Below are 22,828 nucleotides of genomic sequence, written 5' to 3'. Positions count from 1 at the left end.
GCGGTCACTTGCCGCGATTGACCGCTTGCGGATCACCCAACGGGCGATAGTCGTTGTCGTTGAATTTGTAATTGCCGCTACAGCCGCCAAGGCCGCATAGAACGACGAGGGTCAGCAGGACAGCGTGCCAGTGACGAACAGACATCAGAGGGTCTCCAGGTGTAGACAAAGCACAAAGCGCCGACCCTTGCGGGCGGCGCTGAAATTGGTTTTTGTGGGGATCTCGATGACGTTTTGCCTACCCATCGAAATCTCCCAGATTGATGTTCAGACGGCCGAGCCGATACAGCAGCGTGCGTCGCGGCAAGCCCAATTCGCGGGCGGCGAGGGTCTGGTTGCCGTCGTTTTTGCGCAAGCAATCGAGCAATAAAGTACGTTCGACCTGCTCCAGACGTTCACGCAAATTCAAGTGGCTGTTGTCTTCCGGCATTACCTCCATGCGCAGGGAGAAATGCTCGGCGAGCAACTCACCACCTTCGCACAACAGCACCGCGCGCTCGACCAGGGCTTTGAGTTCACGCACGTTGCCGGGGAAGTTGTAGCCGGACAGGTGTTCCAGCGCCGCGCTCGACCAGCGCACCGGGTCGCGCTGCAAATACGTGCAGGTCTTCTCGGCGAAGTGCTGGGCCAGTTCAAGGATGTCGCCGTCGCGCTGACGCAGGGCCGGTAACTCGATCGGGAATTGCGCGAGGCGGTAGTACAAGTCCTCACGGAATTTGCCTTCGCTGACCAGCGTCGACAGATCGCGGTGGGTCGCGGCGATGATGCGCACGTCGATCTTGTGGGTGTCGTTGGAACCCAACGGACGAATCTCGCCTTCCTGCAACACGCGCAGAATCTTCGCCTGCAACGACAGCGGCATGTCGCCGATTTCGTCGAGCAAGAGCGTGCCGCCATTGGCTGCATCGAACAGGCCGGCGCGGTCGCGATCGGCGCCAGTGAAGGCGCCTTTGCGATAGCCGAACAGCTCGCTTTCGAGCAGATTTTCCGGGACCGCCGCGCAGTTCTGCACGATGAACGCCTGAGAACGACGCGGGCCGCAATCATGAATCGCCCGCGCCACGACTTCCTTGCCGGTGCCGGTTTCGCCACGCAACAACACGGTGTACGGGCTGTGCAGGACTTTGCTGATCAGCGAATGGGTCTGGCGCATCGCCGCGCTTTTACCGATCAAGCCATAGCCGCTGATGCTCGGCACGCTGCGCGCAACCGTTGCCGATTCCGCCAGCGGCTGACGCAGGCGTTGCAGCAAATGCAATTGGCCCAGCACGAACGAGCCGAGCTGGCCGAGGGAATCGGCGAAGCCTTGCAGGTGGGTACGTCGGCGGCTGGCGCACAGCAGCAGACCTTCAACAGCTTTGTGCTGATTGACCAGTGGCACGCATAGCAGCGACTGCCACGGCGAGGTCGCCGCTGGCAGGAAACTGGTTTCGTGCAGGCTGCCACTCAAGTCGTCGAGACACACCACGCGGTTCTGGCACAGGGCGAATTGCAGCAGTTGTTCACCGTTGTAATCCGCCGGCAGGCTCGCCGCTTCGCGCGGTTGCAGGGCGCCGTCGAGGCATTCGGCGTTCATCCCCAGGCACGTGTGGGTGGCGTCGAGCAGATACAGCTGCGTCAATTCGCAACCGCTCAGCTCGGCCAGACCGCGCACGAAGTCACCCAGCAACGCAGCACCGTCCGCCGCCCGCGACAGACTGGCGAACTGCGCCAGCAACGCTTCGGCATAGACCAGTGGCTGCGGCACCTGAGTGAACATCACACCCACCTCAGGCGAACTCGCACGTCACGCTGGACTCGCCGTCGAGCGTGGCATGCACACGCTTGAGGCTTTCGCCGGTGGCCATGGCGTCGAGCAAACGATCCGCCACCAACGGCAACACGTGTTGATCGAGCAGATGGTCGATCAGACGCGCGCCACTTTCGCTCTGCGTGCAACGCTCGGACAGGTGATCGACGAGGTTCTGGCACCAGCTGAAATCCAGCTGACGACGGTTCAGGCGCTCGCCGAGACGACCGAGTTTGATCTCGATCAGCTCGCGCAGCACCGGGCCGCCGACCGGGTAGTACGGCACCACTTTCATCCGCGCCAGCAGCGCCGGTTTGAAGTGCTTGCTGAGAACCGGGCGAATGGTTTCTTCGAGGACTTCGGCAGTCGGACGTGCGCCGTTTTCGCAGAGGTCGCTGATCTTGTCGCTACCCAGATTCGAGGTCATCAGGATCAACGTATTGCGGAAGTCGATTTCGCGACCTTCGCCGTCGTTGGCCACGCCTTTGTCGAAGATTTGGTAGAACAGGTTGAGCACGTCCGGGTCGGCCTTCTCGACTTCATCGAGCAGGACTACCGAGTACGGCTTCTGGCGCACGGCTTCGGTGAGCATGCCGCCCTCGCCGTAACCGACGTAGCCCGGTGGCGCGCCGATCAGACGAGAAACGGTGTGTTTCTCCTGGAACTCGGACATGTTGATGGTGGTGATGAAACGGTCGCCGCCGTACAGCAAGTCAGCGAGGGCCAGCGCGGTTTCGGTTTTACCGACGCCGCTCGGGCCGACCAACAGGAACACGCCGACCGGTGCGTCCGGTTTGTTCAGGCCGGCAGCGGTGGCGCGCATCGAGCGATCCAGGGCGTGCACGGCTTGTTCCTGACCACGGATGCGGGTGCGCAGGTCGGTGGCGAAACTGGCGACTTTGGCGTTGTGTTCGCGAGCCAGTTGCGCCAATGGCACGCCGGTCCAGGCACTGATCACTTCGGCAACCAGACGCGGGCACACTTCGAAGCTGACCAGACGCTCTTTGACCTGTGCGGCGGTCAGGGCGCTGTGGGTTTCGTTGAGCTGGGCTTCCAGCGCTTCGACGCTTTGGCCTTCTTCGACTTCGGCGGCAACGGTTTCGATCACGGTGCCTTCGGCGTCTTCTTCAACGGTGACCACTGGCTCGACGGCAGCAGCTTCGCGGGCCTTGGCCAGTTGCTGACGCAGTTCCAGCAGACGCTCGGCCAGTTGCTTTTGCTCAGTCCACAGGGTTTCCAGCGCGACCATTTCGTCTTCGGCTTCGTCGAGACGTGCTTCCAGTGCATCCAGCGCTTCGTGGTCGATCAGCAGACCGGCTTCGGCATCGCGGCGCAGCGCCTGACGCTGACGGCCACCTTCAGCCAGTTCGCCACGCAGGCGCTCAAGGCTTTCCGGGGCAGCAGCGAGGCTGATGCGTACGCGGGCGCAAGCGGTGTCGAGCACATCGACAGCTTTGTCCGGCAGCTGCCGACCGGCCAGATAACGTGCGGACAGTTCAGCCGCCGAGACCACCGCGTCATCACGCAGGTAGATGCCGTGGCTCTTCTCGTAAACCTGGGCCAGACCACGGAGGATGGTCACCGCTTCGCTGACGGTCGGTTCGTGCAGTTGCACTGGCTGGAAACGACGGGCCAGCGCCGGGTCTTTCTCGAAGTATTTCTTGTACTCGGCCCATGTGGTGGCGGCGATGGTACGCAGTTCGCCACGGGCCAGTGCCGGTTTCAACAGGTTGGCCGCGTCGGAACCGCCCGCATTGCCGCCCGCGCCGATCAGGGTATGAGCTTCATCGATAAACAGAATGATCGGTTTCGGCGAGGCTTTGACTTCGTCGATCACGCCTTTGAGACGACGCTCGAATTCACCTTTGACGCTGGCGCCGGCCTGCAGCAAGCCCATGTCCAGCGACAGCAGCTCAACGCCTTTAAGCACTTGCGGCACTTCACCGGCAGCGATGCGCGACGCCAGACCTTCGACGATGGCGGTCTTGCCGACACCGGCCTCACCGACGACGATCGGATTGTTCTTGCGACGACGGGCGAGGATGTCGACCATCTGCCGGATCGCACCGTCACGGCACAGCACCGGGTCGAGTTTGCCGTCGCGGGCCTGTTGGGTCAGGTTGTGGGTGAAACGCTGCAACAGCGATTCGCCCTGAGCGGCCGGTTTGCCGTTGGCCGCCGGTTGCTCTTGTTGCGACAGGGCAAATTCTTTCAAGCGATCGATGTTCAGCTTGGCGAGCAGCGGCTGATAGCGGCTGCCGGCGTAGCGCATCGGATTGCGCAGCAGGGCGAGAATCAGCGCGGCGTCTTCGACCTGGGTCTGGCCCAGTTCGAGGTTGGCCACCAGCAGCGCATCTTGCAGCCACTGCACCAGTTCCGGAGCGAACACCGGGTTGCGCGAAGCGCTGTGTTCGACGCGCGATTGCAGCGCGGCGCTGAGTTCACCGGCGTCGACATCGGCATCTTGCAACGCGCGTGCGAGCAGGCCGTTCGGGCGCTCGAGCAGGCCGAGCATCAAGTCTTCGACGAGGATCTTGCTGCCGCCACGGGCCACGCAACGCTCGGCCGAACGTTCCAGATCACGACGGGTTTCGGCGTCCAGCGCCTGGATGAGTTGTTGCAGGTCTACGTTGATCATGGCTCACGTCCTTAATGAATTTTGCTGCCCAGGGTCACCACGCCGTCCGCTTTTTCGCGGCCCAGCCAACTGGTCCAACCGAGGCGACAGGCGTTCTGCTCACCGATGCGCAGTTCGCGGATTTCTTCCTGGCGCAAAACCAGGCGGATGTCGTAATCGAGCGGGTCACGCAAGGTGAACCGCACCAGCGCGCAGAGCGGCTGGTAACCGAAACCGATCGGCAGGAATTCATGGAATCGCTGCCAGTCGAGTTCGGTGATGTGAATGCGGAATTTGCCGCTGCGGTCGCGCACGTGTTCGCCGAGCACGAGGTCTTCACCGAGCAGGCTGTTGGCGCGGCCCAAACGATTGCGCTGCTCTTCGAGAATTTCCACGCGGCGCTCGATGCACTGCTCAATGACCAGGTCTTCGTGCTTGAAGTAGTAACGCAGCACGGCTTCGATCAGCGCCGCCGAGTGCGCGCGCAAGCTGAGCAAGCCGAGGTACGGCAGCAGGCGTTTCCAGTTGAGTTCCTTGGCCTTGCGAATCTCGTCGCCGCCCAGACCAATCAGCGCAAACAGCTGCGCCGAAAACGGGTCGAGCGCGCCGCTCTGGAAACTCGCGCGGTAACGATATTTGCGCCAGATCGGCAGCATCAGCCGTTGCAAGCGATGGTGGAACAGGTCGAGGAAGTTGCGTGTCGGGTTGCCGTCCTCGCTGTCGCCCAGGGCTTGTTCGCCGTAGAACGCCGGCAACGGCGAACCCGAGCCGACCAGGCCGATCAGGTTGAAACGCATGCGCGCGCGCATCTGCCCGTGCTCTTCGAAAAACTCCACGCGATCGACGTCGCTGCGCGGAAAGCCCAGGCTCGGGTTGGCCTGGAACTCCACGTGGTCGTACAGATCGTCTTCGCTCAGGTGCGGGTGTGCCTCGCGCAGCCGGTCGATCACCAGCAGCACGGCCTGAAACAGCGAGTACTCGCGTATTACCTTGGTCAGCCCGCTTAAAGCAGGGGCTGCAGGCCCATACGTGGTGTCCATTGGTACACCTCTCCCTGTGTGCTTTTTACGCGCAGCTCATGGAATGAATTGAGACTGGCGTAAAGCGCGAAAAACTCGTTAAGAACCGAAGCGAAAACGAACAGGTCGCCTTCGCCGATATACCCTTCCGGGTCGATGGTCAGTTCGGTGCGCAAACCGCGCACCGGCAACCCACGGTGCAAGCGGTCGACGTGGTGATGCTTGATGTGCTTGAGGCCGCCGAGCAGGCGTTTGCTGACCTTCTCCGCGTGCTGGTCGTAGTAGCGCGGCAGGTCGTAGGTTTCGAGAATCACCTTCAACGCATTGACGTCGGCCAAGGACAGATAGTTAAGCGACATGTTGCTGATCAGCTTCCACAGGAAGTCACGGTTCAGCGGTGGCGCGAAGCTCGACGTGGCCGGGGTGATGTTGCGGAAACTCAAGAACTCCGGCGTCTCTTCGCAGGCCATGCAGATGTCGCCGAGCTTGAGCTTGCGCGGCAGGTTCTGGTTGGTGCAGATCAGCTCGATCGACAGGGTTTCGTGGGCTTCGGTATGGCGGATGCCGAAGCTCAGGTAGGTGTCGAGACCGTCGTGCAGCAAGGACGAACGCTGGCGAATGCTGTAATGCGGACGGCTGTTGGGCACGTCGAAACTCGGGTCGTGCTCGAAGGATTCGAACGGCACGTACTCCTGATAACCGAGGCCGCCGGGCTTCCAGCCGGTCACGGTTTCCACCGAGAACACCCCGCAGTTTTCCAGATCGTATTCCGCTGGCAGCAACAGGTACTCGTCCTGCTTGCCGTCGAGGCGAATCGGCAAAGCATCGTGGGCGAACAGGTTGGCAATCGGCGTGCAGAACAACTTCACGTTATCCAGGGTCGGACGCATGCGCATGATGCCGCTCTTGCGAATATCGAAGCGCAATTCCAGGCCGCGCATCTGCTTGAGCGTGTCTTCCGGCAGCGCGTTGATGATGTCCAGACCGTTGACGTCGACGAACAGGAATTTGTCCTGGAAGGCGAAGTATTCCTGCAGGTAGCGATAGCCGCGGAAGGTGTTCAGCGGATACGGGATCAACGCTTCTTCTTCGGCAAAGCCCACCGGTTTGACCCGATCACCGGGAATCTTGAACGCCATCGGCTTGCCGCTGACGCCATCAATCGGTTTGCCGGCACCGTCGAGCGGGATCAGTTCGATGCCTTCGAGGTTGCGCAGCAGACTCAGGTAGAGCATCTGGCTGATGTAGCGTTCGCCGGCAAAGTGCAAACGCAGCTTGCTCAGCTCCAGCTCGCCGAGGTGGCCGTCGGCGCTCATTTCCAGACGCAGGCTGAGCAGCGAGCCGTCGCCCTTCACCGAGTAGTTCAGCGCGGCCAGATCCAGCGGCAGCACGTCAGTCGGGTAGCAGGTGCGGAAGCGGCAACGCACGTCTTCGATCGGTTTGCTTTCAATCGGCGTATCGCGCTCGACGCGCAACGCCGGCCCGGAACGCTTGAGCGGATCGAACTGCAAAATGCTGAACGCCGGCAGCGGGCGCATGTAGTTCGGCCAGAGCAACTGCATCAGCGAATGGCTGAGTTCCGGCAACTCGTCATCGAGCTTCTGGCGCAGCCGCCCGGTGAGAAACGCAAAGCCTTCGAGCAACCGCTCCACATCCGGATCCCGCCCGGCCTGGCCCAGATACGGCGCCAACGCCGGACTACGCTCGGCGAAACGGCGACCGAGTTGGCGCAGTGCGGTGAGTTCGCTTTGGTAGTAGTGGTTAAAGGACACGGGTTACCTGCCTGGTAGTGGAACGCATCAAAAAAAATACTCTGTAGATCGCGCAGACTTGGCCAGTCACGCGACGGTTCCTTGATCAGCGTTCAGTGCTGTCGCTTGCCCAATCAAGGAGCGTCTTTCCCAACGCAACTCAACGACCTGCGTAACAATAATCGCCAGTAACGCCACCCCGTCCTGCGCCACGGTGTATCAGAGCACTTGTAACGGGTTGTCCGACACCAAGGTGTGCAGATGGTCAACGACATTCTGGAATTATCCAACTTTCCCAGCCCTCAGAGCCTGGATATAAAATCATCTCACCTTCAAACTCTGGCGCAACACCTGAGTTACCTTCTCGCATCCACAGATACCATTCCGAAGTTTTCAAAAGCTTTCCATCCGAGGAATAGACACGATAGAAATACTTGCTACTGAACAACTCAAAAATACCGCCTGCGAGGCCTAACACGTCGTAATCAGGTGCATATCTGGACATGTAACACTTACCCGATTCACTTACATAAGTTTTCAATGGCTTTGCAATCATGGAGCTGTGCACTTTCAGTACAATCAGCAACATCAGAATCAATGCAATACCCATCAACAGCAAACGGCCGCGCGTCTTGGTAAAACTGGTCATGGCGTTACCTTTGGCGGCTTCGCACGCGCTAAAAACTCACCAAAATCGGCTTCCATGAAACGCAAGGAAATAGAGGTGGGCAATTTCTTGACCGTGGAATAAACGAATAAATCGCCACCCCTGCCATGCAAGGTACGGTACTGATTGAAACTATCGTTTGTTACCTTGTGGTAAAGCTGGCTGTCTGCTTCAAAGGTTTCTCGACCAAACGCAGTGAGTCCTTTGATGCCACTTTCGCTGCTCCAATACCCAAGAGGCTGATCCTTCCCGCTGTCATTCAAAAAATCATAAGTATCACGTATGTAACAGCCAATTTCTTCAATATGCAAAGTAGCCGGCACTCGCTTCGATTTTGAAGTAACAGTGAATTTCGTAACCGCAAACTTAACGAGAAATCCACCCAAAGCACCATAGACGTCATCCAGTGGATTGGTGATTCTATCGCTCGGATCAGTTGCGATCGACCTGAAATTATACTGCGTTGCTACTTCCAGTTCTCGCGCACTCATAGAACTGAAATCATATTCACCTTTTTTTAGATCCTTTTTTTCCTGATCAAGAATTCCTAGAGTTCTCAGACGTTTCATGAATTGCAATAGGCCAGGTGCCAGCTGATCGAACTTTCTTACGCGACCAACAAGTTCGTTGTATTGACTGGCATAAGCCGCCTTTTCGAGCAGCTCTTTTATTTCCTCGCCCGTTTGCGGTGAAGACGCGGTTAACCAATCAAAATCCAGATCGTCAAAAAGCTTCTCCTGAGTGATTTTCGAGACGTCCAGCTTCCCTTCTTTTTCATCAAAAGTCATTTCGAAAGGTTCGCCATCAAACCAGCGCTGCATCAAACGGGCAGCCTCCGTCCAACCCATCTTCCTCATCACATCAGGGATATCTGTGATCTTAAACTCATCTACAGCCACCTCTACTGGCGCCTTGTCAGAAGAAGGTGTCAGTTGGGTGGTTGCCGGTGCCGGTGCGTTCATGTGATAAACCTTATGCAATCACAAGCGAAGACTGTGGTTCGAAGGTAAGCGTGACGCTTTCAGCCAAGTCGGAGCCGATCGATGCTGTTTTACCTTGAGCATCAGTGACGCCTTTGAACTCTTTCCCGGAAGCCGTTCGCAGGGTGTATGCACGATTAGCAACCGGGGCTCCAGTTCTTGGATTGCGCGCGACGAAGTGCTGGGTGAATGGCCAACTGAGCGCCACCGGCAACGGCGGCACAAACGGCGCCGGCGAATGCGAATTGCCGATAATCACCGTCGAAGACCCAGCCGTAACCTTATTCCCATGCGCACCTTCAGAATCGACGGTGACAGCAGACTTGCCGTTGATTTTCACCGTCGTGGCCAAACCACCAACCATCGCACCACCACACGCGGAGGCATCGCCTTCACGGGCGGCCGCGAGGCCGTCGAAGAACACGTCGCCGGAACCGGCGGCGATCGGGTTGGTACCGTGGCCTGGAAGTGGGCAAGCGGTGGGGTCGGATACGCGTGCTGCGGGTTTGCCAGACATCGGGGATCTCCTTAGGTGACCTTCACTTGTCCGCTGCCATCCAGGCGCGCGGAAAAACTGACCTGACGCTTGAACCCTTCAACTTCCAGCAGGCCTTCGATGCTGAAGGCGAGGCGAAGCTGATCGTGGTCACGCGGCAGGGAAATGACACGCACGTTGCTCAGGCGTGGCTCGTAGGCTTCGATGAAGTTTTCGATGGCCAGACGGGCCTGACTCAGGGAGTCGTGCAGGCTCAGACGCATGTCATTGAGATCGGGCAACCCGTAGTCGGCCAGCGTTTGCACGCTGCCGGCCCGGGTGCTGAGCATTTTGGCCAGATGGGCAGCCACTGACGCCATGGCACAAGCCTCAAGGCTGTTGCCCTTGCGTAGTTGCGCGTCGCCGTTGAGGCGTTCGAACAGGCTGCCGTATCCGTCCATGAGTCGCTCTTACTCTTTGTCCAGCTTGCCAACCAGCGACAGGGTGAAATCGGCACCCATGTACTTGAAGTGCGGACGCACGTTCAAGCTCACGCGGTACCAGCCCGGCTCGCCTTCAACGTCGCTGACGATCACTTGCGCAGCGCGCAGCGGACGACGGCCACGCACTTCGGCGCTCGGGTTTTCCTGGTCGGCAACGTACTGACGGATCCACTTGTTCAGTTCCAGCTCGAGGTCGGTACGCTCTTTCCACGAACCGAGTTGCTCGCGCTGCAGCACTTTCAAGTAGTGAGCCAGGCGGTTGACGATCATCATGTACGGCAGTTGGGTGCCGAGCTTGTAGTTCAGCTCTGCCGCCTTGCCTTCTGCGCTGATGCCGAAGAACTTCGGCTTCTGCACCGAGCTTGCGGAGAAGAACGCCGCGTTGTCGGAGCCTTTACGCATGGTCAGGGAGATGAAACCTTCCTCGGCCAGTTCGTATTCACGACGGTCGGAAACCAGAACTTCAGTAGGAATCTTGGTTTCGATTTCGCCCATGCTTTCGAAGTGGTGCAACGGCAGGTCTTCAACCGCGCCACCGCTCTGTGGGCCGATGATGTTCGGGCACCAGCGGAATTTGGCGAAGCTGTCAGTCAGCTTGGTGCCGAACGCGTAAGCAGTGTTGCCCCACAGGTAGTGCTCGTGGCTGTTGGCAACGGTTTCCTTGTACACGAACGATTTGACCGGGTTTTCTTCCGGATCGTACGGGTTACGCAGCAGGAAACGCGGCACGGTCAGGCCAACGTAGCGGGAGTCTTCCGAGGTACGGAAGCTCTGCCATTTGGCGAATTGCGGGCCTTCGAAGTGGTCTTTCAGATCTTTCAGATCCGGCAGGCCGGTGAAGCTTTCCAGACCGAAGAATTTCGGGCCGGCCGCAGCGATGAACGGCGCGTGGGACATGCACGAAACGCTGGCCACGTACTGCATCAGTTTCACGTCTGGCGAGCTTGGCGACATGTAGTAGTTAGCGATGATCGCGCCCACAGGCTGACCACCGAACTGGCCGTATTCAGCGGTGTAGATGTGCTTGTACAGGCCCGACTGCATGACTTCCGGCGAATCTTCGAAATCGTCCAGCAGGTCTTCTTTGGAGACGTTGAGGATTTCGATCTTGATGTTTTCGCGGAAGTTGGTGCGGTCGACCAGCAACTGCAGACCACGCCACGACGATTCCAGCGCCTGGAAATCCGGGTGGTGCAGGATTTCGTCCATCTGACGGCTGAGCTTGGCATCGATCTCGGCGATCATGCGGTCAACCATGGCCTTCTTGACCGGCTCACCGTTGTTCTGCGGCTTGAGCAGTTCTTCGATGAACGCCGACACGCCGCGCTTGGCGATGTCGTAGGCTTCGTCGTCCGGAGTCAGACGGGTTTCGGCGATGATGCTGTCGAGAATGCTGTACTCACCGTTGCCGGCGCTCTTCTCTTGTGCTGCGCTAGTGCTCATTGTGTTGGCTTCCTTGGCTGGAGTCTCAGGCGTCCGGGGCTGCGGCGTTCAGGCCCAGCTCACCGAGTACGCGACCGCGGGATTCGTCGTCGGCGAGCACGCCTTCGATCGCTTTACGGAACGCAGGTGCGTTACCCAGCGGGCCTTTGAGGGCCACCAGCGCATCGCGCAGTTCCATCAGTTTTTTCAGCTCAGGCACTTGCTCGACCAGGCTGGCCGGGTTGAAGTCCTTCATCGAATTGACGCGCAGTTGCACAGCCAGCTCGTCGGCCTCGCCATCTTCCTGCAGACGGTTCGGCACGCTCAGCGTCAGACCCAGTTCTTGCTTGGCCAACACTTCGTCGAAGGTCATCTTGTCGATGCTGATCGGCTTGCGATCTTCGATTTTGCGATCGTCCTTGCGGTGGGTGTAGTCACCGATTGCCAGCAGCTTCAGCGGCAGTTCAATCTCTTCCTGAGCACCGCCGGTGGCGGGTTTGAAGGTGACGTTGATGCGTTCCTTGGGGGCTACCGAGCCTTCTTTGGCCATGGCTTTTCTCCTTGCGGTTGTGGCCCTGGGGCCTATTCGAGTACCACTTCGAGATCGAGGTGGCACAGCCTGCGATAAATCTCTTCCTTGCGTTCACGTACGGCATGGTTCTGCGGCAACAACTCGCAGCAGCTATGCAGTAAATGCAGCACTTCCAATGCAAGATCGGGCTCCCAGGCGTGCAGGCCTGAGTCCTGTAATGTCTGATCGAGGGTTTCCAGCTGGTTCTTGGCCAGTTCGTATTTCTTGGCCATGAAGCACAGGCGCGCGAGGGCGAACTGCCAGAAGAAACGTTCGCGTCCGCCGTGGGCCGACTGCAAACCTTGCTTGAGGGTCTGCACGGCAGGCTTCAAGCCTTCCTTGCGCAGCAGCGGCAGGACTTCTTCGAGGGCCTTTTCCCAGGCCGGCTGGGTTTCGACGTTTTCGCTTTCGACCTTGCGCGGCGCACTGGCGCTTTGCAGGTGCGGCATGACGTTGGCGGCGATCCACGCCCGGGTGGACGGATCGGCAAACGGCGCGCCGTCATGGAAACGCAACTCGACAATGCCGGGCAGCCGTTGAACCAAAAGCGCGAAGTGGATTTCCACTTCGCGCATGGCCAACTCGGCGTTGAGGTTCTGGAGACATTCCCAGACCATCCTCTGGCCATCGAACCAGAACGGCGCCTTCGCCAGGCTCGCCTCCAGTTCCACCAGCAGGTCGGCGTATTTGCCCTGATCGAAACGGTCCTGATAGAGCTTGAGTTTTTCCAGCGGCAAACCGCGCAGCACGGTGATCTGCTCGGCGTTGCGCTCGGGCACCGCGTCGATGGTCATCCACAGCAGCGTGCGATTCAGGCGCAGGGCGCGCAGGTCGGTGGCCTTCTGCTTGAGCCACCAGGCGCACAGCGGGCGGGCGCTTTCCTGTTGGGCACGCAGGGCTTTGTGCGCGTCTCGTTCGTTATCGATCGGCGCGCCGGGGGTGAGCAACTGGCTGGCAGCCTGCTTGACCTGCGCCACCGCCGCACCGACCACGCCAGGGGCCGGTTGGTTGTCGGCCGCGCGCTGGATCATGGTTTTCAGGCGACGGGAGATCGGCAGCAACAGCGGCGAATCATCGCCCAAGTGCTCAGCGCAAGCCGCTTCGAGACCGGACAGGTGCTCGGAGAGCTGCCGGAACATCGGCAACTGCTCTTTGATCGCAATGTTTTCGGTGATGACCTGCTCGAGACGCGGCACCAGCCAGCCGATGGCGGCGGCACGGGTGCGGGGTTTGAGCGGGTGGACGTCGGCCCAATTGTTTTCCGACAGATGGTGCAGCAGACCGAGGCCGGCCAGCAGCCCGGGAAAGGATTCACGCTGGTACAGCGACCAGGTCAGCCAGGCACCGACACGCAGATCCTTGGATTGGGTACGCAGCAGGTTTTCGCTGTTTTCGCGAATTTTCAGCCAGTCGATCTGCCCGCTTTCGTGCATCGACGAGGCTTTGGCGAGCTCACTTTCCAGGGCCTCGAATTCGCTCGAAAAACGAACGTCTTCGCCCGCGAAATTCTCTTTGGAAACAGAGACTTTAGCGAGTTCGAGGTAATGGGCGGAAAGTTTGCTTGAGTAGGACATCCATGGCCTTTATTAAGGATTACAGTCAGGCGCCTATTGGAGTTACCGCGGCGCGGGACAGTATCGAAGAGCGGTGAAGCGACTCATCCAATTGAGATGTGCTCTTTCAAGTGGGCGCATCGTAATCACTATGATGGCCACTAGCAAGCATCTGATTAAACAACAAGACGAAGTGTTCTTTGTTTGTTGTAGGAGGTTTCCCTATATTCAGTCAGGGAATCCCCGATGCTCTGTTTATATTCGCATACCCGTACAAAACACCGGAAAAGCCTGATTTAGAGCGATCGTTCCAATTTCTGTCGATCGCCGGAAACCGGGGCTGGCGAGAATGTCGCGGAGCATGACGGGTTTTGAAAAAATCGGATGTAGGATGATTCCGAAAGATTTCGCTGCTGTTTCAACAAATCACAGCAAGACAACCAACAACTCAGAAAGTGCCATCAATATGATGGCTTTTATATGTTGCGTATTGATTTAGTTGTGCAGTGGGTCGATAGCCCACAATGCAATCCGTTACGCCGCCTTATAAAGGTCCGTAACAATTGCTGCAGGCCGGAACAAATCACCAGGCATAAAAAATGGGCACCCGACCGCAATCGGTGTGCCCATTTTTTGGGGTTCTCCCCGTTATTCGAGGAGTTCGCCGCAATTATGGATTAACGCTGTCTTTCAACGATTTGCCAGGCTTGAACGCAACGGTGTTGCTGGCCTTGATTTTGACCGGCTCGCCGGTCTGCGGGTTTTTGCCGGTGCGGGCGCCGCGGTGGCGTTGCAGGAAGGTGCCGAAGCCGACCAGCGTCACGCTGTCCTTGCGGTGCAGAGCGCCGGTAATTTCTTCGAGAACGGCGTTGAGTACGCGGTTGGCCTGTTCTTTGGTCAGATCTGCTTTTTCAGCGATTGCAGCGGCGAGTTCTGGTTTACGCATTAGTGAAGCCCCTTTGACGGTTTTTTGTTGTTATGTCCGTGCTGTTCTCGTTGGAACAGCGCCCAAGGCGCCGCAGGCTCTACTCTGCGGCAGACGGGAGTGAGAATGGCACGCGGATACCGGCGGCGCCAGTCTCCCCGCGACCTTTGTAGGGGCAAAAGCGGGGTGATTCCGACAGAACGACCGGTATTTACGCCAGCAAGGCCGGAAGCTGTTTGTTCAGGGCGAGTTTTTCCATCACGGCTGCGCCGGTCAGCGCGTAACCGAGCAACTGGCCGTTGGCGCTGTGACACAGAGCCTTGATGTCGGCGCCCTGCCCTTCAACCGTCCAGACGCCTTCGCTGCCCCGTGGCAGCGGCGAAACCACCAATGGGCACACCGGGGTTTTCACGGTGATCGGCATCGGGCCGTAGCTCACGGCGGTAGGATTTCCGGCGAGGGTTTGTGCCAGTGCTCGCGCACAGCTCATGAGGGGCATCACGTACAGCAGATTCAGCCCGTCGACCTCGGCGCAGTCACCCAGCGCATAGATATTGGCGTGGGAAGTCTTCAGGTGCCGATCAACCACGACGCCGCGATTGACCTGCACGCCAGCGGCCGCCGCCAGATCGATGCGCGGACGCAGGCCAATGGCCGAGACCACCACGTCGCAAGGAATGACCTGGCCGTCGGACAGATGCGCTTCGAGGCCGTCGGCGACTTTCTGCAATCGGGTCAGTACCGGGCCGAGATGAAATTTCGCACCGAGGCTTTCCAGCCCGGCCTGCACCGCTGCCGCAGCGGCCGGGTGCAGCAGCATCGGCATGACTTGTTCACAGGGTGCAACCAGTTGCACTTCGTAGCCGCCAAGGATCAAGTCATTGGCGAATTCGCAGCCGATCAGGCCGGCGCCGAGCAGCAGCACCCGGCGCTTGCCCGCCGCAGCGGCGCGGAAACGTGCGTAGTCTTCGAGATCGTTGATCGGGAACACCAGATCGGCGCCATCGCCTTCGATGGGCACACGCACGGTTTCTGCACCCCAAGCGAGGATCAGGTCGCGGTAGTAAACCGCTTCTTCGCCGATCCACAGGCGTTTATGACCGGCGTCGATGCCACTGATGCGCGTGTGGGTGCGCACTTCGGCTTTCAACTGCTCGGCCATGGCGCCCGGTTCGGCCATGCTCAGGCCATCGGCGTCTTTGTTCTTGCCGAAACCGGTGGAGAGCATCGGTTTGGAGTAAGAGCGGCCGTCATCAGCCGTAATCAACAGCAACGGGGTTTCGCTATCGAGTTTGCGAAACTCGCGGGCCAGGTTGTAGCCCGCCAGGCCAGTGCCAATGATGACGACAGGTGCGCTCATGCCTTACTCCTCTGTTTTGCTTAGTTGATTTCGATCATTTCGAAGTCCAGCTTGCCGACGCCGCAGTCCGGGCACAGCCAGTCTTCCGGCACGTCCTGCCACAGCGTGCCCGGCGCAATGCCGTCATCCGGCCAGCCGTCGGCTTCGTTATAGATCAGGCCGCAGACCACACATTGCCACTTTTTCATTCAGGTACTTCCTCAGGGTTCAGGCTGGGTGCCGGCGCGGATAGTCGATGGGTGTTGCGCTGCCATCCGGCTCAGGGCGTTTTGTACTGATGGTGCCGGGCAGATGCAAGCCTGTTCGGCGCAATGGCGACCCGGATCAATCAATAGCGCAGCTCGCCATGGTAAGCTCGCCGCCTCATTTGCGGCCAATAATGACTCATTGTGCAACATTCAAATGCCTGCCCGACCCCGCTCTGGCTGACCCAAAGCCGACTGACGCCCCTCCCCGATTCGTTGACCCTCGACTGGTTGTTCGACGAAGGCTCCCTCACCCGCCGACTGACCCGGTTGTCCAATGACGGCTTCAGCGTCACGCCACTGTTTGAAGGCTGGGACACCCTGCGCGCTGACGAATGCGCTGCACTGGATCTGGCCGAGGGCAGCGAAGGCTGGGTGCGCGAGGTGTATTTGCGCGGTCACGGCGAGGCCTGGGTGTTCGCCCGCAGCGTCGCCTCACGCAGTGCCTTGCAGGGCGACGGCTTGCACATGGACGAACTGGGCAGCCGCTCGCTGGGCGAGTTGCTGTTTTGCGATCAGGCGTTCCAGCGCCGCGCTATCGAAGTGTGCCACTACCCTGAACATTGGCTGCCACAAGCGGCGAAAGCGCCTGAGCTGTGGGGCCGTCGTTCGCGTTTTGATCGTGGCGCGCTGAGCGTATTGGTCGCGGAAATCTTCCTGCCGAGCCTGTGGAGCGCCGCCCGCGCCCATCCGGAGAACTGCTGATGTATCAGAGCCTGCTCAAGTCCCTTAACCGCTTGAACCCGCGCGCCTGGGATTTCATTCAGTTGACCCGGATGGACAAGCCGATCGGCATTTACCTGCTGCTGTGGCCGACGCTGTGGGCGCTGTGGATTGCCGGCAAAGGCTCGCCGTCGCTGGCCAATATCGTGATTTTCGTCCTCGGCGTGATTCTGACCCGCGCCGGTGGCTGTGTGATCAACGACTGGGCGGATCGCAAGGTCGACGGCCACGTCAAACGCACCGCACAACGACCATTGGCGGCTGGCAGAATCAGTTCGAAAGAAGCGCTGGTGTTCTTCGCCCTGTTGATGGGCGTGAGTTTCCTGCTGGTGCTGTGCACCAATGCGCCGACGATCTGGCTGTCGCTGGGCGGTCTGGCCCTGGCCTTCACTTATCCGTTCATGAAGCGCTACACCTATTACCCGCAAGTGGTGCTGGGCGCAGCGTTCTCGTGGGGCATGCCGATGGCGTTCACGGCCGAGACCGGCGAGCTGCCGGCGGCAGCGTGGCTACTGTGGATCGCCAACCTGCTGTGGACGGTGGGTTACGACACCTATTACGCGATGACCGATCGCGATGACGATTTGAAGATTGGCGTGAAATCCACGGCGATTCTGTTCGGCGAGGCGGACCGGGTGATCATCCTGAGCCTGCAGGCGTTGTCGCTGAGTTGCCTGATGCTGGCGGGGTCGAAGTTCGAGTTGGGCGTCTGGTTCCATCTCGGCTTGCTGGTGGCTGCCGGGTGTTATGCGTGGGAGTTCTGGTATACCCGCGATCGCGACCGCCTGCGTTGTTTCAAGGCGTTTTTGCACAATCATTGGGCCGGGTTGGCGATTTTTGTCGGGATCGTGCTGGATTACGCATTGCGCTGAAGATTCAAACCTGTGGGAGTGAGCTTGCTCGCGAAAGCGTTGGGTCTGTTGCCACATAGGCTGACTGAGACGACGCCTTCGCGAGCAAGCTCGCTCCCACAGGGAATTGCGTTTACTTGTGCTCGTGCACCACGTGCCACACTTCCTTCATGCCATCGCCTTTCATTTCTCCAGGCTTCTCATCCTTCATGAAGGTGTACAGCGGTTTGCCGTCGTAGGCGTACTGCATCATGCCGTCATCACGCTTGATGACCGTCCATTTGCCTTCAGCCTTGGCCCCCGCCGGCGCCATCATCGGCGGCCAGTTCTTCGCGCAATCGCCGTTGCACATCGACTTGCCGCCAGCGTCCTTGTCGAACGTATAAACGGTCATGCCTTTGTGATCGACCATCATGCCGTCTTTCATCATGGCCGGCTCCGCGGCCATGGCAAATCCAGGCAGAGTCAGGGCGGCAGCCATCAGCAGTGCTTTGAAAGAAACAGTCATTTGAGTCATGGAAACCTTCTTTTGTGGTTGTCAGGATTCGGACTTAGAGCTTAGTTCAGGATCCGCACAATCGCCGCCGGACTAAAATACTGTCACACGACTGCAATAATTCCGTTATCTAATGCGGCGCAAGACAGTTAAATGACAAGAGGATTAAGGCATGGTTGGCAGGAGCATTCTGATCGTCGACGACGAAGCGCCCATTCGCGAAATGATCGCCGTTGCGTTGGAAATGGCCGGCTATGACTGCCTCGAGGCAGAGAACTCGCAGCAGGCGCACGCCATCATCGTCGACCGCAAGCCGGACCTGATCCTGCTCGACTGGATGCTGCCCGGCACCTCCGGTATCGAACTGGCCCGTCGTCTGAAGCGTGATGAGCTGACCGGGGACATCCCGATCATCATGCTCACTGCCAAGGGCGAAGAGGACAACAAGATCCAGGGTCTGGAAGTCGGTGCTGACGACTACATCACCAAACCGTTTTCCCCGCGCGAACTGGTCGCCCGCCTCAAGGCTGTGCTGCGTCGCGCCGGCCCGACCGACGGCGAAGCGCCGATCGAAGTCGGTGGCCTGCTGCTCGACCCGATCAGCCACCGCGTGACCATCGACGGCAAACCGGCCGAGATGGGCCCGACCGAATACCGTCTGCTGCAATTCTTCATGACCCACCAGGAGCGCGCCTACACCCGAGGCCAGTTGCTGGATCAGGTCTGGGGTGGCAACGTCTACGTTGAAGAACGCACCGTCGACGTGCACATCCGCCGCCTGCGCAAGGCCCTCGGCGACGCCTACGAAAATCTGGTACAAACCGTGCGCGGCACCGGCTACCGGTTTTCCACCAAGGCATAAAAAAGCAGCGGCAAGCTTCTAGCTACACGCGGCAAGTAAAAGCCGATCCGCTTTAGCTTGAAGCTTGTGGCTTGAAACTCGAAGCTGCGTTAAGGACGCTCCGTGAATCAAAACTGGCATGGCACCCTGATTCGCCACATGCTGTTGCTGGTCACAGCGTGTCTGGTGATCGGCCTGATCACCGGCTATTACGGCTGGAGCCTCGCGGCGGGTCTGGGCATTTATCTGGCCTGGACGCTCAAGCAGTTGCTGCGTCTGCACGAATGGCTGCGCCAGCATCAACCTGATGAAGCGCCACCTGACGGCTATGGCCTGTGGGGCGAGGTGTTCGACAGCATCTACCACCTGCAACGCCGCGACCAACGTGTGCGCGGGCGCCTGCAAGCGGTGATCGACCGGGTGCAGGAATCCACCGCCGCGTTGAAAGACGCGGTGATCATGCTCGACAGCGACGGCAACCTGGAATGGTGGAACCGCGCCGCCGAAACCCTGCTCGGCCTCAAGACCCCGCAGGACAGTGGCCAGCCGGTGACCAACCTGGTGCGCCATCCGCGCTTCAAGGAATACTTCGAGCAGGACAGCTATGCCGAGCCGCTGGAAATCCCTTCGCCTACCAACGATCGCGTGCGCATTCAGCTGTACCTGACCCGCTACGGCAACAACGAACACTTGATGCTGGTGCGCGACGTCACGCGTATTCATCAACTGGAACAGATGCGCAAAGACTTCATCGCCAACGTCTCCCACGAACTGCGCACGCCGCTGACGGTGATCTGCGGTTATCTGGAAACCCTGCTCGACAACGTCGAAGAAGTGAACCCGCGCTGGAGCCGTGCCCTGCAGCAAATGCAACAACAGGGCGGACGCATGCAGACGCTGCTCAACGATTTGTTGCTGCTGGCGAAACTGGAAGCCACCGACTACCCGTCGGACAACCAGCCGGTGCAGGTCGATACGCTGCTGCAATCGATCAAGAGCGACGCACAGCAATTGTCCGGCGCGAAAAACCAGCGTATCAGCCTCGAAGCCGACGCCAGCCTGTTACTCAAAGGCAGCGAGGCGGAATTGCGCAGTGCGTTTTCCAATCTGGTGTTCAACGCCGTGAAGTACACCCCGGCCGAGGGCAATATCCGCATTCGCTGGTGGGGCGACGATCAGGGCGCGCACCTGAGCGTGCAGGATTCCGGGATCGGCATCGACAGCAAACACCTGCCGCGCCTGACCGAACGCTTCTACCGCGTCGACTCCAGCCGCAACTCCAACACCGGCGGCACCGGACTGGGTCTGGCCATCGTCAAGCATGTGTTGCTGCGCCATCGCGCACGCATGGAAATCAGCAGCGTGCCCGGTCACGGCAGCACGTTCACCTGCCATTTCGCCCCGGCTCAGGTGGCTCAGGCGCGGGCCATCAGCGCCGCCGAGTAAGACCGACCGGCACTCGCCACTAGGCAATCGCCATGTCAGCCGCTACATTGGCTGACTTGTGCCTGCTTTTCAGGCGCGACTTTTCTCTTTCTTGAATCACACGGAACCCGCAAAACTCCATCATGGACCCTTCCCCTGGCTTGTCCCTCGCAACAATATTCGCCGATTTCGGCATGATCCTTTTTGCTCTGATCCTGGTTTTGCTCAACGGCTTTTTCGTTGCGGCGGAATTCGCCATGGTCAAACTGCGCTCGACCCGGGTCGAGGCCATCGCTGATCAGAACGGCTGGCGCGGACACATCCTGCGCACCGTGCACAGTCAGCTCGATGCGTACCTCTCGGCGTGCCAGCTCGGTATCACTCTGGCCTCGCTTGGCCTCGGCTGGGTCGGTGAGCCGGCCTTTGCGCACATTCTCGAACCGCTGCTGAGCGCGGTCGGCGTGCAGTCGCCGGAGATCGTCAAAGGCGTATCGTTCTTCACCGCGTTCTTCATCATTTCGTACCTGCACATCGTCGTCGGCGAGCTGGCCCCGAAATCCTGGGCGATCCGCAAACCCGAGCTGCTGTCGCTGTGGACGGCGGTGCCGCTGTACCTGTTCTACTGGGCGATGTACCCGGCGATTTACCTGCTCAACGCCAGCGCCAACGCGATTCTGCGTATTGCCGGTCAGGGCGAACCCGGCCCGCACCACGAACACCATTACAGCCGCGAAGAACTGAAACTGATCCTGCACTCCAGCCGTGGCCAGGATCCGAGTGATCAGGGCATGCGCGTTTTGGCCTCGGCGGTGGAAATGGGCGAGCTGGAAGTGGTCGACTGGGCCAACTCCCGTGAAGACCTGATCACGCTCGAATTCAACGCGCCGCTGAAAGAAATCCTGGCGATGTTCCGTCGCCACAAGTTCAGCCGTTATCCGGTGTACGACAGCGAGCGTCAGGAGTTCGTCGGCCTGCTGCACATCAAGGATCTGCTGTTGGAGCTGGCGGCGCTGGACCACATTCCCGAGTCGTTCAACCTGGCTGAACTGACCCGCCCGCTGGAGCGCGTGTCGCGGCATATGCCGCTGTCGCAGTTGCTGGAGCAGTTCCGCAAGGGCGGCTCGCACTTCGCCGTGGTCGAAGAGGCTGATGGCAACATCATCGGCTACCTGACCATGGAAGACGTACTGGAAGTGCTGGTTGGCGACATTCAGGACGAACACCGCAAGGCTGAGCGCGGCATCCTCGCCTATCAGCCGGGCAAGCTCTTGGTGCGTGGCGACACGCCGCTGTTCAAGGTTGAACGCCTGCTGGGCATCGACCTTGATCACATCGAAGCGGAAACCCTTGCCGGGCTGGTTTACGAAACCCTGAAACGGGTGCCGGAAGAGGAAGAAGTGCTGGAAGTCGAAGGCCTGCGGATCATCATCAAGAAGATGAAAGGGCCGAAGATTGTGCTGGCGAAAGTGTTGATGCTGGATTGAGTGCAATGCGGGAAACCGCGTTGCCTGCTAAAAGATCGCAGCCTGCGGCAGCTCTTACAGGAATCGCATTCCTATGTAGGAGCTGCCGCAGGCTGCGATCTTTTTTGCTTTACTGCTTGCCCAACGCAAAGTTGGGCAACGCCCCCAGCGGCTGGTTGAACTGATACGGAATCGACACCAGCCCCTCACCGGTATTGCGCTGCACCACAAAGTGCAGGTGCGGGCCACTGCTGTTGCCGGTGTTGCCTGACAGCGCCAGCGGACTGCCCACGGTCACTCTTTGCCCTTCGCGCACACTCACCGAGCCTTGCTTGAGGTGCAGGTACACGCCCATGGTGCCGTCGTCGTGCAGCACCCGCACGAAATTACCGGATGCATCATTACCGCGCCCGCTCTGTGCGTTCTCGGTCTTCACCACCACCCCGGCCCGCGCGGCAATGATCGGCGTGCCGACCGGCATGGCGATGTCCATCGCGTACTTGTTCTTCGGCCCATAGTGGCTGTATTGACCGTTGGCGCCCTGACTCAGGCGGAACGGCCCGCCGCGCCAAGGCAGCGGGTAGCGATAGCCCTGTGCGGTTCCAGAGGGGTCACCGAGGGAATAGTGAAATTGCGGCGTATACACCAGCGGCTGCTTGGCCGACACCGCCGTCAGCAGCGCCAGACGCGTATTGCTGCGCGCCGGCAGCACCCGGCGGATGGTTTGTGCCGGCGCGCCACGTACATTGCTCATCCCGGTAAAGGCCAGTGCGACCTCGACCGGCGCGTACAGATCGTTGCGCACGAACACCACGTCAGTGCCTTTCTGTTTTTTGATGTCGAGATAGACCTGCCGCTCGAGGCGCTCGACCATGCGGTCCTGAAAGACGAACACCTGCGCGCCTTTGCTCGGCCGGTCGCTGTACGAGACCACGCCGTTGGCGTCGGTGGATTTGTAAATGGTCATGGCCACAGCCGAGGTGGAGGCCATGAAGAGACCACAGAAAAACAGCAGGCGCGCGAGCATGGGCAAGAGTCTGTCGAAGTAAGGCCTGGGAATGAGCCTAGCAGGTGAAGCAGACCAGGCTAGTCGACAGATGTTTCAAATGATCGTCCCCACGCTCTGCGTGGGAATGCAGCCCCGGACGCTCT

At 59.5% G+C, this 22,828-nt stretch carries 22 protein-coding genes; 5 read left to right on the top strand and 17 right to left on the bottom strand.

The genetic code is table 11. The annotated features are described in order from the left end of the window. Positions 1–4 precede the first annotated feature (4 nt). The 15 genes from ACWR1S_RS01920 to ACWR1S_RS01850 all read right to left on the bottom strand — a co-directional run bounded on the left by ACWR1S_RS01920 (position 5) and on the right by ACWR1S_RS01850 (position 15,820). A complete protein-coding gene (locus ACWR1S_RS01920) occupies positions 5–145 on the bottom strand; it encodes a hypothetical protein (protein ID WP_003229566.1) in 141 nt (46 codons plus the stop codon). A gap of 93 nt (positions 146–238) precedes the next feature. Continuing rightward, a complete protein-coding gene (locus ACWR1S_RS01915; RefSeq protein WP_454562248.1) occupies positions 239–1,759 on the bottom strand; it encodes a sigma-54 interaction domain-containing protein in 1,521 nt (506 codons plus the stop codon). Positions 1,760–1,769: 10 nt separating this feature from the next. Continuing rightward, positions 1,770–4,427: a type VI secretion system ATPase TssH gene (gene tssH, locus ACWR1S_RS01910; protein ID WP_454562247.1), complete on the bottom strand. Its 2,658-nt coding sequence runs from the start codon at positions 4,425–4,427 to the stop codon at positions 1,770–1,772. 11 nt (positions 4,428–4,438) lie between these two features. Beyond that, positions 4,439–5,446 carry a type VI secretion system baseplate subunit TssG gene (tssG, locus tag ACWR1S_RS01905; RefSeq protein ID WP_064116462.1) on the bottom strand — a complete coding sequence of 336 codons (1,008 nt, stop codon included), beginning with the start codon at positions 5,444–5,446 and terminating at the stop codon, positions 4,439–4,441. Beyond that, on the bottom strand, positions 5,410–7,197 hold the full coding sequence (gene tssF, locus ACWR1S_RS01900; RefSeq protein WP_007920286.1) for a type VI secretion system baseplate subunit TssF: 1,788 nt from the start codon (positions 7,195–7,197) through the stop codon (positions 5,410–5,412). The genes tssG and tssF overlap by 37 nt, the downstream gene beginning before the upstream one ends. 244 nt (positions 7,198–7,441) lie before the next feature. Beyond that, positions 7,442–7,825 carry a hypothetical protein gene (locus ACWR1S_RS01895; protein WP_454562246.1) on the bottom strand — a complete coding sequence of 128 codons (384 nt, stop codon included), beginning with the start codon at positions 7,823–7,825 and terminating at the stop codon, positions 7,442–7,444. Beyond that, on the bottom strand, positions 7,822–8,805 hold the full coding sequence (locus ACWR1S_RS01890) for a DUF6402 family protein (RefSeq protein ID WP_141125948.1): 984 nt from the start codon (positions 8,803–8,805) through the stop codon (positions 7,822–7,824). Before ACWR1S_RS01890 ends, ACWR1S_RS01895 begins: the two co-directional genes overlap by 4 nt. A gap of 10 nt (positions 8,806–8,815) precedes the next feature. After that, the gene (locus tag ACWR1S_RS01885; RefSeq protein WP_454562245.1) at positions 8,816–9,340 is read right to left on the bottom strand and encodes a PAAR domain-containing protein; all 525 of its coding nucleotides are present in this window, start codon (positions 9,338–9,340) and stop codon (positions 8,816–8,818) included. 11 nt (positions 9,341–9,351) lie between these two features. After that, positions 9,352–9,759: a type VI secretion system baseplate subunit TssE gene (gene tssE, locus ACWR1S_RS01880; protein ID WP_007920274.1), complete on the bottom strand. Its 408-nt coding sequence runs from the start codon at positions 9,757–9,759 to the stop codon at positions 9,352–9,354. 9 nt (positions 9,760–9,768) lie between these two features. Next, the gene (tssC, locus tag ACWR1S_RS01875) at positions 9,769–11,244 is read right to left on the bottom strand and encodes a type VI secretion system contractile sheath large subunit (protein ID WP_007920272.1); all 1,476 of its coding nucleotides are present in this window, start codon (positions 11,242–11,244) and stop codon (positions 9,769–9,771) included. Positions 11,245–11,269: 25 nt separating this feature from the next. Then, on the bottom strand, positions 11,270–11,773 hold the full coding sequence (gene tssB, locus ACWR1S_RS01870) for a type VI secretion system contractile sheath small subunit (RefSeq protein WP_003229587.1): 504 nt from the start codon (positions 11,771–11,773) through the stop codon (positions 11,270–11,272). A gap of 32 nt (positions 11,774–11,805) precedes the next feature. Beyond that, entirely contained in the window at positions 11,806–13,368 is a 1,563-nt protein-coding gene (gene tssA / locus ACWR1S_RS01865) for a type VI secretion system protein TssA (RefSeq protein ID WP_007920270.1), read from the bottom strand. 649 nt (positions 13,369–14,017) lie between these two features. Next, positions 14,018–14,293, bottom strand: a complete 276-nt coding sequence (locus ACWR1S_RS01860) for an HU family DNA-binding protein (protein ID WP_003213368.1) — start codon at positions 14,291–14,293, stop codon at positions 14,018–14,020. Between the two features lie 190 nt (positions 14,294–14,483). Continuing rightward, positions 14,484–15,632, bottom strand: a complete 1,149-nt coding sequence (locus ACWR1S_RS01855; protein WP_454562244.1) for an NAD(P)/FAD-dependent oxidoreductase — start codon at positions 15,630–15,632, stop codon at positions 14,484–14,486. Between the two features lie 20 nt (positions 15,633–15,652). Next, positions 15,653–15,820, bottom strand: coding sequence for a rubredoxin (locus ACWR1S_RS01850; protein ID WP_034152097.1), 168 nt, complete (start codon positions 15,818–15,820; stop codon positions 15,653–15,655). Between the two features lie 201 nt (positions 15,821–16,021). Here ACWR1S_RS01850 and ACWR1S_RS01845 point away from each other — a divergent pair, with 201 nt between their 5' ends. Next, positions 16,022–16,582, top strand: coding sequence for a chorismate--pyruvate lyase family protein (locus ACWR1S_RS01845; protein WP_454562243.1), 561 nt, complete (start codon positions 16,022–16,024; stop codon positions 16,580–16,582). Continuing rightward, positions 16,582–17,472 carry a 4-hydroxybenzoate octaprenyltransferase gene (gene ubiA, locus ACWR1S_RS01840; RefSeq protein ID WP_034152099.1) on the top strand — a complete coding sequence of 297 codons (891 nt, stop codon included), beginning with the start codon at positions 16,582–16,584 and terminating at the stop codon, positions 17,470–17,472. The genes ACWR1S_RS01845 and ubiA overlap by 1 nt, the downstream gene beginning before the upstream one ends. Before the next feature lie 112 nt (positions 17,473–17,584). On the opposite strand, the gene ACWR1S_RS01835 is transcribed toward ubiA, so the two are convergent. Further along, positions 17,585–17,968, bottom strand: a complete 384-nt coding sequence (locus tag ACWR1S_RS01835; RefSeq protein ID WP_077575084.1) for a COG4315 family predicted lipoprotein — start codon at positions 17,966–17,968, stop codon at positions 17,585–17,587. Between the two features lie 151 nt (positions 17,969–18,119). On the opposite strand from ACWR1S_RS01835, the gene phoB reads away from it, so the two are divergent. From phoB to ACWR1S_RS01820, 3 genes are all read left to right on the top strand, one after another. Continuing rightward, on the top strand, positions 18,120–18,809 hold the full coding sequence (gene phoB, locus ACWR1S_RS01830) for a phosphate regulon transcriptional regulator PhoB (protein WP_007896474.1): 690 nt from the start codon (positions 18,120–18,122) through the stop codon (positions 18,807–18,809). 138 nt (positions 18,810–18,947) lie between these two features. Continuing rightward, on the top strand, positions 18,948–20,234 hold the full coding sequence (gene phoR, locus ACWR1S_RS01825) for a phosphate regulon sensor histidine kinase PhoR (RefSeq protein WP_240049800.1): 1,287 nt from the start codon (positions 18,948–18,950) through the stop codon (positions 20,232–20,234). Positions 20,235–20,356: 122 nt separating this feature from the next. Next, positions 20,357–21,697 carry a hemolysin family protein gene (locus ACWR1S_RS01820; protein WP_007920256.1) on the top strand — a complete coding sequence of 447 codons (1,341 nt, stop codon included), beginning with the start codon at positions 20,357–20,359 and terminating at the stop codon, positions 21,695–21,697. 109 nt (positions 21,698–21,806) lie between these two features. On the opposite strand, the gene ACWR1S_RS01815 is transcribed toward ACWR1S_RS01820, so the two are convergent. Next, complete coding sequence (locus ACWR1S_RS01815; protein WP_454562242.1) at positions 21,807–22,703, bottom strand: peptidoglycan DD-metalloendopeptidase family protein; 897 nt, start codon at positions 22,701–22,703, stop codon at positions 21,807–21,809. Positions 22,704–22,828 lie beyond the last annotated feature (125 nt).

The organism is Pseudomonas sp. AIG (genome assembly GCF_977020205.1).
This window is presented reverse-complemented; position numbering and strand designations above follow the sequence as displayed.